General features: G+C 64.4%; 9 protein-coding genes, 1 pseudogene and 1 other annotated feature. Of the genes and pseudogenes, 9 read left to right on the top strand and 1 reads right to left on the bottom strand.

What is annotated here, in order from left to right; translation table 11 throughout:
- Positions 1-303: 303 nt before the first annotated feature.
- The 8 genes from J7U46_RS22890 (at position 304) to J7U46_RS22925 (ending at position 9,759) form a co-directional block, all read left to right on the top strand.
- Entirely contained in the window at positions 304-2,451 is a 2,148-nt protein-coding gene (locus J7U46_RS22890; RefSeq protein WP_282829559.1) for an MASE3 domain-containing protein, read from the top strand.
- Positions 2,448-3,092, top strand: coding sequence for a response regulator transcription factor (locus J7U46_RS22895; protein WP_282829560.1), 645 nt, complete (start codon positions 2,448-2,450; stop codon positions 3,090-3,092). The genes J7U46_RS22890 and J7U46_RS22895 overlap by 4 nt, the downstream gene beginning before the upstream one ends.
- A gap of 172 nt (positions 3,093-3,264) precedes the next feature.
- A complete protein-coding gene (locus tag J7U46_RS22900) occupies positions 3,265-3,762 on the top strand; it encodes a chemotaxis protein CheW (protein ID WP_282829561.1) in 498 nt (165 codons plus the stop codon).
- A gap of 44 nt (positions 3,763-3,806) precedes the next feature.
- The gene (locus J7U46_RS22905) at positions 3,807-5,498 is read left to right on the top strand and encodes a methyl-accepting chemotaxis protein (protein WP_282829562.1); all 1,692 of its coding nucleotides are present in this window, start codon (positions 3,807-3,809) and stop codon (positions 5,496-5,498) included.
- A 21-nt stretch (positions 5,499-5,519) separates the two neighbouring features.
- Complete coding sequence (locus tag J7U46_RS22910; protein WP_282829563.1) at positions 5,520-5,816, top strand: hypothetical protein; 297 nt, start codon at positions 5,520-5,522, stop codon at positions 5,814-5,816.
- A gap of 84 nt (positions 5,817-5,900) precedes the next feature.
- Complete coding sequence (locus J7U46_RS22915; protein ID WP_282829564.1) at positions 5,901-8,351, top strand: PAS domain S-box protein; 2,451 nt, start codon at positions 5,901-5,903, stop codon at positions 8,349-8,351.
- 84 nt (positions 8,352-8,435) lie between these two features.
- Positions 8,436-9,419: a sensor domain-containing diguanylate cyclase gene (locus tag J7U46_RS22920; protein ID WP_282829565.1), complete on the top strand. Its 984-nt coding sequence runs from the start codon at positions 8,436-8,438 to the stop codon at positions 9,417-9,419.
- A gap of 40 nt (positions 9,420-9,459) precedes the next feature.
- Positions 9,460-9,759 carry a hypothetical protein gene (locus J7U46_RS22925; RefSeq protein WP_282829566.1) on the top strand — a complete coding sequence of 100 codons (300 nt, stop codon included), beginning with the start codon at positions 9,460-9,462 and terminating at the stop codon, positions 9,757-9,759.
- A gap of 266 nt (positions 9,760-10,025) precedes the next feature.
- On the opposite strand, the gene J7U46_RS22930 is transcribed toward J7U46_RS22925, so the two are convergent.
- Positions 10,026-10,220, bottom strand: coding sequence for a hypothetical protein (locus J7U46_RS22930; RefSeq protein WP_282829567.1), 195 nt, complete (start codon positions 10,218-10,220; stop codon positions 10,026-10,028).
- 78 nt (positions 10,221-10,298) lie between these two features.
- On the opposite strand from J7U46_RS22930, the pseudogene J7U46_RS22935 reads away from it, so the two are divergent.
- Positions 10,299-11,386, top strand: a pseudogene (locus tag J7U46_RS22935) (IS3 family transposase); the annotation flags it as partial.
- Positions 10,577-10,693 (top strand) — a sequence feature (AL1L pseudoknot). It overlaps the preceding pseudogene by 117 nt.
- Positions 11,387-11,463: the final 77 nt, after the last annotated feature.

The raw sequence follows: 11,463 nt of genomic DNA on the forward strand, positions 1-11,463 counted from the left end.
GTGGCTTGTTCATGACTTGGTAAGGCTGCGGCGCCATGCGGCATGGAAGAGCCTGACCGCACTGTAGGAAGCGGTGATCCCCGGGGCTGTAGGGAGTTCTTGACGACCCGCGTGGGGGACCCTCGCGCCAAGGCGAAATGTGCGGCATGCGCCGTGGCAAGGCCCTTAACATCAAGGCAGATGCACCTGCCCACCACCCCCACCGGCCGCGTTTGCCTAATCATTGCTGTCGTTGCAATGCTGACGCAGGGGCTGCTTCTGGCCTTGCCCCCAGCGCCTATAGGCTTGCCCGCCCACACCAGCATGCTGAGCCTGCATCTGCTGCTGGAGATGTTCGCCTTCGTGATTGCCGCGCTTATCGCCACGGTCACCTGGCACACCTTTAGCAGTGGAGGGGATCGGAAGTTGCCGTTGCTGATCGGAGGCTTCGTGGTGGTCGGCATCTGCGACGTGGTGCATGCCCTGACTTACGACGGCATGCCTGCGCTGCTGGGACCGACGAGCACGACGCGCGCCATCTTCTTCTGGCTGATGGGGCGCAGTGTCGAAGCGCTGACGCTGATGATGATTGCCCTGGGGTGGATGTCCAGGCTCTCTCGCAATGGGTCGCTTCTGGCAGGCCTATTGCTTGCAATGGGCCTGGTGACCTGGGGAAGTACAGGGGTGGCAGGCTTTCCGGTCACCTTCATACCCGGGCAAGGGGTGACCCCGTTCAAGGTCGGGTACGAATGGGCCTTGTGCCTGCTCAACATCGGCATTGCGGTGCTGCTGTGGCGGCGCTGGCGCAGCGAGGGTGAGCCGCGCTATCTGCTGCTGGCCTGTTCCGCCTGGGTGATTGGCATTGGCGAGCTGTCATTCAGCAATTACGTCCGCCCCTCGGACCTGCAGAACGTCGTCGGCCATGGCTACAAGCTGGTCGGCTACGCCCTGCTCTACTGGGCGACCTACATCGGCAGCCTGCGAGCGCCTTTCGAGGCGCTTCAGCAGGCCGAGCAGCGCAGCACCGACAACGAGCAGCGCATGCGCGCCCTGGCCGACAACCTGCCGGACACCGTCGTCTACCAGCTGGTGCGGGAGCGGGATGGCAGCACGCGGTTCAACCACATTAGCGCCGCCATCGAGCGCGTGACCGGGGTGTCAGCCGCCGCCGCACTGGCGGATCCGGCGGCACTCTATGGCCGCATTCATCCGGCCGACCAGCTCCTGGTCCGTGCGGCCGAGCAGGAGTCGGCCGCCAGACTGCAGCCTTTTGACGTCACGGTCCGCATGCGGCGGACCGATGGCATGGAGCGCTGGATGCACCTGATGTCCATGCCGCGCTGGCTGCCGGGCGAGCGCATGTGTTGGGACGGCGTCCAGACCGACGTCACCGACAGCCGCATGGCGATGCTGCAGCTGCGCGAGCAAGAAGCCATGCTGTCGGCCGTGATCGACTCGGCCAGTGACGCCATCATTAGCTGCGACCCCACGGGCCGCGTGCGGCTCTTCAATCCGGCGGCCGAGCGCATCTTCGGGCACCCGGCAGCCGCCATGCTCGGCCAGACGCTGGACCGTCTGTTGCCGACACCAGCCCGGGCACACCATGCGGAGGGCATGGCCCGCTTCGCAGCGGCCGGCGTGCCCAGCCGCAGCATGGGACCCGGTCGCGTGCAGGGCCTGCGCGCCGACGGCAGCGAGCTCGAACTCGAAGCCTCGATCTCCCAGGTTACGGTGAACAAGACCCAAGTTCTGACAGCTATCCTGCGGGATGTAACCGAGCGCGTGCGCACAGAGCGATCACTACTGCGCTACCAGACCGAACTGACGGAGCTGACCCATCAACTGATCGCGCAGGAGAAGGCCAGCAACACGCGCCTCGCCCAGATACTCCACGACCAGTTGGGCCAGACCCTCACCGCCATGCGCATTGACTTCGTCAGCGACCCAAAACTGGCCACGCCGGCTGAGTCCGCGCGCCATGCGCGTGTCGACCGGCTGATAGATCAGGCCATCCGGGAAGTCCGCCAGGTGCTGGTCGAGCTGCGCCCCACACTGCTGGCGGAGCAGGGGTTGGTGGACGCCATCGACAACGAACTGCGCAGCCGGCGGCAGCAGGCCGGGCAGGTGCGCCTGCTGCTGGAGGTCGCGCCGGCCCTGGCAGGGCGCCGCTGGCGCAGCGAAGTCGAGTACGCAGTCTTCATGGTCGCCCGCGAAGCCGTGGCCAATGCCCTGCTACATGCGAGTGGCAGCGAGATCTGCGTGCGGCTGGAGGGCGGCGTACGCTGGCTGCGGCTGGAGGTAGCCGATGACGGCGTGGGCCTGCGCGGCGAGGCGAGCGCAACACGCCCTGGCCACCTGGGGCTGGTGGGCATGCGCGAGCGATCAATCGCAATTGGCGGCCAGTTCGAAGTCGGCAGCATGCCCGGCGGAGGCACCGTGGTCACCTTGCAATGGGAGGAGACGCAGGCATGAGCACCCGAATCTATCTGGTCGACGACCATGCCATCGTGCGCGACGGGCTGCGTGCGCTCCTCGAAGCTGCCGGACATGCCGTGATCGGCGAGGCTGCCGACCCGACAGCAGGGCTGGCAGGGGTGAGCACGCTGCAGCCCGAGTTGCTGCTGCTGGACCTCAGCCTGGGCAACCGATCCGGCTTCGAGATGTTGGAGGAAATGCAGCGTCGCCGCCTGCGATGCCGCTGCATCGTTCTCAGCATGTCCGCCCAGCCGCGCCACGTGGCAGAGGCCCTGCGACTCGGTGCGAACGGCTACGTGCTGAAGGGCGCCTCGCGCAACGAGTTGCTGGAGGCGATTGAGGCAGTAATGGCTGGCCGACGCTATCTCAGCGCCGACGTGGCTGAGTTGGCACTGCAAGGCCTGACGGCTGGAACCGAACCCGATCTGCTGGCCGAACTGTCCCCGCGGGAACGCCAAATCGTCACCTTGGTGGTCAAGGGCCTGTCCAGCGCTGCCGTTGGCGAGCAACTGCACCTTTCACCCAAGACCGTTGACACCTACCGCAGCCGGCTGATGAGCAAGCTCGGCGTTGCAGACCTGCCAGCGCTGGTGCGCTTCGCAATTCGGGCGGAGCTGATCGACACCGACGGCAACTGAGCGCTAGCTTGCTAGCGACTGCTATGGCCACGTCGGCGATGTACCCCCACGGCGCGGATCAAGATCTCCCTACAGACTCTGGCCTACCAGCTGCCTAGAGTGGTGCACGAGCCCGAAAGCGCACGACCACGGTCCTGCCCCGGGTGTTGCGAGTTCCCACTAGAGGCAAGTCATGGACATCGTTGCAAGCCCCCTCAACCAAAGCCCAACCCGAGCCATTGGCGGTGAGTACCTGAGCTTCCGGCTCGGCCAGGAGGAATACGGAATCGAAATCCTGCTGGTGCAGGAGATCCGAGGCTACGAGCCTGCCACACGCATCGCCGGTGCGCCGGAGTATGTGCATGGCGTCCTCAACCTGCGCGGTGTCATCGTGCCCATCGTCGACCTGCGGCTCAAGCTGGGGCTGGCAGCCGAATTTGATCCGTTCACGGTGACCGTGGTGATGAACCTGGGCGGGCGCACCGTCGGCGCCGTGGTGGATGCCGTGGCGGACGTGCTGGAACTCCTGCCAGCGCAGATCCAGCCCGCACCCGAATTCAGCAGCAGCCTGCGTGCCACCCACATCACTGGCCTGGGCACTGTGCGCCAGGGTTCACTCGACCGAATGCTGATCCTGCTCGACATTGCCGCCCTGCTGTCTGACGACGGTCTGCTCGGTATGGCCACCTGAGCCAGCCGGCAACCTCATCGCCCATCTGCACCGAAGGAACAACCATGAACTTCATTAAGAACCTGAAGATCGGCGCACGGCTCGGCGGGGCTTTTGCCCTGCTGATGCTGCTGTTGCTCGGCATCGCCTTCTATGCCCGCGCCGAGCTCTCGAACATCAACAGCGAACTGGACCTGCTCACCGAAGACCGGCTGGCCAAGGTCGAGCAGCTGCAGACGATTCGAGACAACCTGAACGTCATTGCGCGTGCAGTACGCAACACGGTCATCCTGGAAGACATGCCGTCGATGCGCAAGGAGGTCGATCGCATCGACCAGGCCCGTACCGACAACTCAAAGCTGATCCAGTCACTGGAAGAGCAGATCAAGTCCGAAAAGGGCAAGACCCTGCTGAAGGCAGCCGCTGACGCCCGAGGCCCCTACAACACCCAGGTGGCCAAGGTGCTCGAGCTGGGCCTGGCCAACAAGACAGAGCTGGCGCGTGACCTGCTGATGGGCGACACGCGCAAGGCGCAGGCAGCCTACTTCGAGGCGCTGGACAAGCTCGTCGCCTTCCAGCGCCAGCTGATGAACGAGAGCAAGGAGGCGGTGAACGACTCGGTCGATCGCGCCACGCTGAACATGATCATTGCCGCCGTCGTCGGCACCCTGGTCGGCGTGGCCGCTGCCTGGCTGATCACGCGCTCCATCGTCACCCCGCTGGGCAATGCCGTTCAGCTGGCGCAGGCGGTGGCCGACGGCGACCTCTCGCGCGAACTGCATGCCGAGGGCAAGGACGAGACGGCGCAGCTCCTGCGGGCGCTGGCGGAGATGCAGTCCAAGCTGGGCAGCATCGTCGGCGACGTGCGGATGAGCGCAGAAAGTGTGGCCACGGCCAGCGCCCAGATTGCGCAAGGCAACCAGGACCTATCAGGACGCACCGAGGAGCAGGCCAGCGCGCTCGAAGAAACCGCCGCTTCGATGGAACAGCTTGGCAGCACCGTGCGCCAGAACGCCGACAACGCACGTCAGGCCAATCAACTCGCACAGTCGGCATCGACGGTCGCGGTCGAAGGGGGCGGCGTCGTCGGCCAGGTGGTCGAGACCATGAAGGGCATCAACGAGAGCTCGCGCAAGATCGCCGACATCATCGGTGTGATCGATGGCATTGCCTTCCAGACCAACATCCTCGCGCTGAATGCTGCCGTAGAAGCTGCGCGTGCCGGCGAGCAAGGCCGCGGCTTCGCCGTGGTGGCCAGCGAAGTGCGCAGCCTGGCCCAGCGCAGCGCGGATGCGGCCAAGGAAATCAAGACCCTCATCTCGGTCAGCGTCGAGCGGGTCGAGTCGGGCACGCAGCTGGTGGACGCAGCGGGCACCAAGATGCAGGACATCGTCGCTTCGATCAAGCGCGTCAGCGACATCGTTGGCGAGATCAGCGCTGCCAGCGTCGAACAGTCCAGCGGCGTCGGCCAGATCGGCGAGGCCGTCACCCAGATGGACCAGGCCACCCAGCAGAACGCGGCCCTTGTGGAAGAAAGCGCGGCAGCGGCGGAGAGCCTCAAGGTCCAGGCCACGCAGCTGGTGGAATCGGTCGCCTTTTTTAAGCTCCGCCGCGGTCAGAGCGAGGCGATTGCAAGACCTGCGGAACGCCTTGCTGCAGCGCCGCGACCCGCAGCCTCACGCTCAGTCGCTGCCTCGCCCTCGGTGTCAGTCGCGCGGTCAGCCGCTGCAACCAGCGGTGAATGGAGCAACTTCTGAGCAGGCCCTCAGGGCTAAATCATGCGAATACTGCTACTGATTGCGGACCCAGCCCGGCGCGAACGTCTGCTTGACGCCTGCCGCAACGCCAACCACCAAGCCCATGCCGTTGATCCGCTGGACACCGCCTCGGCAGTGTTCACGGTCGCGCCCGACCGCATCGACCTGCTGTTGCTGGACCCGCAGCTGTTAGTCCGGCATGGTGCGGCGCTGCTGTCGGACTGGCGACGCATGGCGCCCAGCAGCCGCGTCGTGATGCTCACCGACGCAGGTGACGACCTCTCGGTGCTGAAGGCGGCCCTGAGCCACAGGGCCTGAAAATGCTGTCTCGCGCACAACAGCGCGCGACAGCTATGGTTCCGAGAAGGATACTGCTGACTGCACCCTTGTGCCCGCCATCACATGAAACTGCTGCCCCAAGCCGCCATCGCCCGAGCTGCCGCCCTGCCGTTTGCGACCCGCTTGCTCGGCTTTGGTGCGCTGGTGCTGTTGCCTCTGCTCTGCTTCAGCGGTTACAGCCTCTGGCGCGATAGGGAACGCGACCAGCTGGACGCCCAGGGACGGGTACACCTACTGGCCATTGAGGCGGCCGCAGATGCGCAGCGCGAGCTGGACCGGGGGCACCGGTTACTGGCATTCCTGAGGGAGCGTCCCGAGGTCGTTGCCCTCGACAGTACCCTGTGCAACACCATGCTACGTGGCCAGCTGAAGCTGGATCCGTTGCTGGCCAATGCAGGCGTGCTGGACCTGGACAAGCATATCGTTTGCAGCTCGGTGGACTTGCCTACGGGCCTCAAGGTGCCGCTGGACGGCGGCCGCTGGTGGGCCGAGGCCCTCAGCACCCAGCGGGTCATCATTCCGGCACCGATAATGGGCCGCATCCTGGGCAAGCCTGTGCTGGGCCTGGTTCAGGCACTTCGGGACAAGACCGGGCGCCCTGCCGCGCTGATGATGGTCTCGGTCGACCTGCTGGCACTGTCCAGGCATTGGACGCAGCTGCAGCTGCCGGCTGGTAGCGAACTGACCATCCTGAATAGCGATGGCGTGGTCGTAACCCGTAGCCATGATCCCAAGCACTGGATCGGGAAAGACCTATCGGTACCGCTGGCTGCGTTGCGTCAGCAGCTGCCGAGCAGTGCCGACGGCGTACTTGGCCCAGACGGCGTGCGGCGCATCTACAGCGTTGTGCCCATGAGCCAACCCGGGTGGACCGCCCTCGCCGGCCTGCCCGTTGACGCGGTTTTTGCGCCTGCGCGCGATCGCCTGCGCGTGACGCTCTACTGGGCAGCTGGCGCACTCGGGCTGGCTTTACTGCTGGGTTTTCTGCTCGCCCGTCATCTGTCGGCTCCGCTGCGGCAGTTGCAGCGCAGCGCCAGTGCCGTGGCTGACGGCCGGCGCGATACGCGCGCCAGCGAATCTGGCCCGCGCGAGTTCCGCAGCGTGTCCATCGAGTTCAACCGCATGCTGGACAGCCTGCACGCTGCGGAGAGCCGCGCGCGGCGTATCCACGGCCTCTACGAAGCGCTGTCGCGTACCAACCGCGCGCTGATGCGCGGCAAGGACAAGCAGGCGCTCTGCACCGAAGTCTGCGCCGCCTGCGTAGACGCCGGCCATGCCCTGCTGGCCTCGGTCTGGCTGCGCGACGATCAGGATCAGCTGCGGATGTTTGCGTCGGCCGGCCCGGTGCTGACGCTGTACGGCAGCCTCGACAACGCGATCGACTTGCGCGACCCCGAGTTGGCCAGGACTCCGACCGGCGAAGCTGTCATGACCGGCCTGCCTGCGGTAGCGAATGACTATCTGAATGACGCCCGGACCAGCCGCTGGCACGAGTTGGCTCACCTGCATGGCGTACGCGGCGTAGCCGTCGTGCCGTTGAAGCGCCAAGGCCGGGTCGAGGCTGCGCTGGTGTTGCACGTGGCAGAAGCCCACTGGTTTGACGAGCCGTTGATGCAGCTGTTGGCCGAGCTGGCCGATGACATCGCCCTGGGCTTCGACATCCTGGACCGCGATGCCGCCCGCGCGCAGGCTGAGGCTCAGCTGGTGCACAGCCGCGAGCGCTTCCAGCGGCTGTTCCAGGCAGCCCCCTTGCCCGCGGCTGTGTTCGACCATCCGAACGGGCGGCTGCTGGATGCCAACCAGGCCTTCGTCGAGGCCATGGGCTTGGGGCTGGACCAGTTGCGCGGCCACTCGCTGAGCGGGCTCGGGCTCAGCCACGCCGACGCCCAGCGCCTGTACCAACGGCTGCGCGAACAGCGCGGCCGGCTGCGCCAGTTCGAGGCGGCGTTCCGGCAGCGCGACGGGCGGGTGCACGAGGTGCAGATCAATGCCGAACAGATCGAGTTCGACGGCCAGCCGGCCCTGCTGACCCTGAGCGCGGACATGACCCTGCGCAAGCGCACCGAGCAGGCGCTGCGGGAAAGCCTGGCGCGCTTCGAATTGGCCGCATCCACCGGCCATGTCTGGGCCTGGCGACCCGACGGCGGGCTGAAAGCGCCCACCGCACTGCTCGACTTGCTGGGTTTCGCCGACGAGGAGATGGGCCATCAACCCGGGCTCTGGCTGCCCGAAGTGCACGAGCAGGACCGCAGTCTGCTGCTCGACACCCTACGCAGGCATCTCAGTCAGCGCACGCCGCTAGAGCTCGAATTCCGCATGTGTGGCCGCGACGGCAAGGAGCACTGGCTGCACGCCAGCGGACAGACCCAATGGGACGAGTCAGGGCAAGTGCGCCAGATGGCGGGCATTGTGTTCGACGTCAGCGAGCACCGGCGCATGCAATCCCGCCTCGCCAGCCGTGAGCAACAGCTTGGCGACACGGCAGGAATCGAGATCAGCATCACTCCCAAGTAGTGATCGCCCTCGAAGTCCCGCAACCCGCCGTCTGTTAGGAATTACTGTCTCGCAAGTCCCGAGCCGGTCAGAAAGTAAACCACTATGCCTTCCCGCGAACAATTGATAGAGGTGATCAAGTTTCAGACCGATATTGCCCATCTCGGCCTCGACTTGGGTGGTGTGATGTCGCTCGTGGTCGACCGATTGCCGCGATTGATTGGCGCGGATGGTGCCGCATTGGAGCTTGTCGAGACCGATGAGATGGTCTATCAGGCCGCCTCAGGCATTGCCCGAGAGCAAGTCGGCCTGCGCATCAAGCGCGCCAGCAGCCTGTCCGGGCTCTGCGTGGCGACGGGTCAAGTTCAAGCTTGTGCGGATTCCGAATCCGACCCCCGTGTAGACCAGGCCGCCTGCCGCCGCATTGGTTTGCGTTCCATGCTGGTGGCCCCTCTTAGACACGGCGGAGACACTGTCGGCGTTCTCAAGGTCATGTCGGCAACGCCAGACCATTTCAAGCAGAACGTCTTTGAGCTACTGACTCTGCTGTCAGACATGGTTGGCGCGACCATGTACTTTGCAACTCGCTACGGCCGCGACGAACTGTTCTTCCTCGCTACGCACGATTCACTGACTGGCGTACCCAACCGAGCCCTGTTCATGGATCGACTGCGCGCGGCTTTGCGAAACAGCGCCCGAGATCAGGGGCCCGTTGCAGTCCTGATGGTGGATCTGGATGGGCTCAAGCAGGTCAACGACTTCCACGGACACCATGCCGGCGACGCTGTGATCAAGGAGTTCGCAAGGCGCCTGCAGGCCACCGTGCGAGAGTCCGACACCGTCGCACGTGTCGGCGGAGATGAGTTTGCCGTCGTATTGACGCCAGTTGAAGCTGCAAACGGTGTCGAGGTACTGGTGCGCCGTTTGAGAACTGCTATTGCTGCCTCATTCGAATTGGATGGACAAAGTTGTCCATTGCAAGCCAGCATCGGCATTGCACAATTTCCGGACGACGCTCAAGACATTGCGCCGCTCTTGAAGCTCGCAGATGAGCGCATGTATGCGGAAAAAAGAGCGAAGTCCGCCTGATGCGCTACGCATGGAAGGCATGAAGACTTGCCACTGATGAATGAACTGCTCGTCGGTGCGGTGCGGAGTAGTGGCGGCGCACTTCACCGTTGGAGTTCGAACGACGCCACCCAACGGCTCACGGGTGTCTAGGAAATCCGGGGCGATTCAGATCGCACAGGATCTCAAGGACACGTACTACATTGCAAAAGCGAAGGCCGAGGCCTCCTACAAGGCCTGGGACGCGAAGCCCGCTGGGACTGAAAAAGATTCCTCCTGGACTCAGGTGGTCACGGATCGAGTCGCTGCCAACAAAGCAGCTCGCAAGGCCAAGATTGATCCGCCCTACACCTTCGACTGATGTGCTTGTAGAAGGACACAACCTTCGTCGGCGATTTCTCTTTGGTGGCCGTGACTTGCCCTGTTTCTCCTAGGCATTGATTCCCAGAAATGAGGGTTTCGGTCCCCCGCGGAGCCCATGAGAAAGAGTCGAATCATGGAAGAGCAAATAGTGCCGATCCTGCGCGAGTCAGTTCGCACCACGGTGACCGAGGCATAAGCGGCCTGACATGTCGTGTTGACTGCGGCGGGGCTTCGCGTCAGGTGGTCCCAATTCTTGCAAACAGCCTACTTGGCCCTCAACGCAATCAAGTCTGCCTTGCAACGGATAAAACTGCCGAGCCAATTGGGGACTGCTACCAGCAATGTCATCTTGGCTGAATCGAACGCGGCGTCGACTTTGTTATTCGCTTCGAACTCAACCAAATCTGCACCTAGCTGAAGGTTGTACTGAAGGGTAAAGGTTGCGATGTTTAACTGCATGACCTCATCGTGCACGGGCGACTTGCCAGCTGAATCGCCCCGGGTTTAGAGGAGGCTCCAACTCTGGAGAATGGAGCCATGAAGAAGTCCCCGAAGTTTTCGCCCGAGGTTCGTGAGCGTGCCGTGCGCATGGTGCTGGAGCACCGGGCAGAGCATCCGTCGCAGTGGGCGGCCATCGAGTCCATCGCCGACAAGATTGGCTGCGTGCCGCAGACCTTGCACACCTGGGTCAAGCAGCACGCAGTCGATTCCGGCCAGCGAGACGGCGTCTCGACTGCGGAGGCCCAGCGCATCAAGGACCTGGAGCGCGAGGTGCGCGAGTTGCGCAAGGCCAACGAGATTCTGAAGCTGGCCAGCGCGTTTTTCGCCCAGGCGGAGCTCGACCGCCGCATCAAGTCCTGAAGGCGTTCATCGACCAGCACCGCCAGCAGCTTGGGGTCGAGTCGATCTGCCGCGTCTTGCAGGTCGCCCCATCGGCGTACTGGCGCCACGCCGCGTGTCAGCGCAGCCCGGCCTTGCGCTCTTTGCGAGCCCAGCGCGATGTGCAACTGCTACCGCAGGTGCAGCGCGTCTGGCAGGCCAACCATCAGGTCTACGGCGCCGAGAAGGTCTGGCGCCAGCTCAACCGCGAAGGCGTCGCCGTGGCGCGCTGCACCGTCGAGCGGCTGATGCGCCAACTCGGTCTGCAGGGCGTGCGCCGAGGCAAGGCAATGCGTACAACCATCCCTGACCCCAAGGCACCGTGTCCGCTGGACCGCGTGAATAGGCAGTTCCGTGCCGAGCGGCCGAACCAGCTCTGGGTCTCGGACTTCACCTACGTCTCAACCTGGCAGGGCTGGGTGTATGTGGCGTTCGTCATCGACGTATTCAGCCGGCGCATCGTGGGCTGGCGCCAGAGCAGTTCGATGCACACCGAGTTCGTGCTCGACGCACTGGAGCAGGCGCTGTACGACCGCAAGCCGTCCGATGGCCTGGTGCATCACTCCGACAGAGGATCGCAATACCTGTCGATCCGCTACAGCGAGCGGCTGGCCGAGGCCGGTATCGAGCCCTCAGTGGGCTCCAAAGGCGACAGCTACGACAACGCGCTGGCCGAGACCATCAACGGGCTGTACAAGGCCGAGGTCATTCACCGGCGCGGGCCGTGGAAGACCAAGCAGGCGATGGTGACCTGCCCCCTCCCGCCGTACCAATCAGGCGGAAGTCCGGTTTGAAGATTACTTGATCTCGTTGCTTGAAGCCG

The sequence above is a fragment of the Pelomonas sp. V22 genome (assembly GCF_030014915.1).
GTDB lineage: Bacteria > Pseudomonadota > Gammaproteobacteria > Burkholderiales > Burkholderiaceae_C > JAUASW01.

Bases quoted from the DNA above. Each gene is read 5' to 3' on its own strand.
- J7U46_RS22890 (WP_282829559.1), top strand. From the start codon at position 304: ATGCTGAGCCTGCATCTGCTGCTGGAGATGTTCGCCTTCGTGATTGCC.
- J7U46_RS22895 (WP_282829560.1), top strand. From the start codon at position 2,448: ATGAGCACCCGAATCTATCTGGTCGACGACCATGCCATCGTGCGCGAC.
- J7U46_RS22900 (WP_282829561.1), top strand. From the start codon at position 3,265: ATGGACATCGTTGCAAGCCCCCTCAACCAAAGCCCAACCCGAGCCATT.
- J7U46_RS22905 (WP_282829562.1), top strand. From the start codon at position 3,807: ATGAACTTCATTAAGAACCTGAAGATCGGCGCACGGCTCGGCGGGGCT.
- J7U46_RS22910 (WP_282829563.1), top strand. From the start codon at position 5,520: ATGCGAATACTGCTACTGATTGCGGACCCAGCCCGGCGCGAACGTCTG.
- J7U46_RS22915 (WP_282829564.1), top strand. From the start codon at position 5,901: ATGAAACTGCTGCCCCAAGCCGCCATCGCCCGAGCTGCCGCCCTGCCG.
- J7U46_RS22920 (WP_282829565.1), top strand. From the start codon at position 8,436: ATGCCTTCCCGCGAACAATTGATAGAGGTGATCAAGTTTCAGACCGAT.
- J7U46_RS22925 (WP_282829566.1), top strand. From the start codon at position 9,460: ATGAACTGCTCGTCGGTGCGGTGCGGAGTAGTGGCGGCGCACTTCACC.
- J7U46_RS22930 (WP_282829567.1), bottom strand. From the start codon at position 10,220: ATGCAGTTAAACATCGCAACCTTTACCCTTCAGTACAACCTTCAGCTA.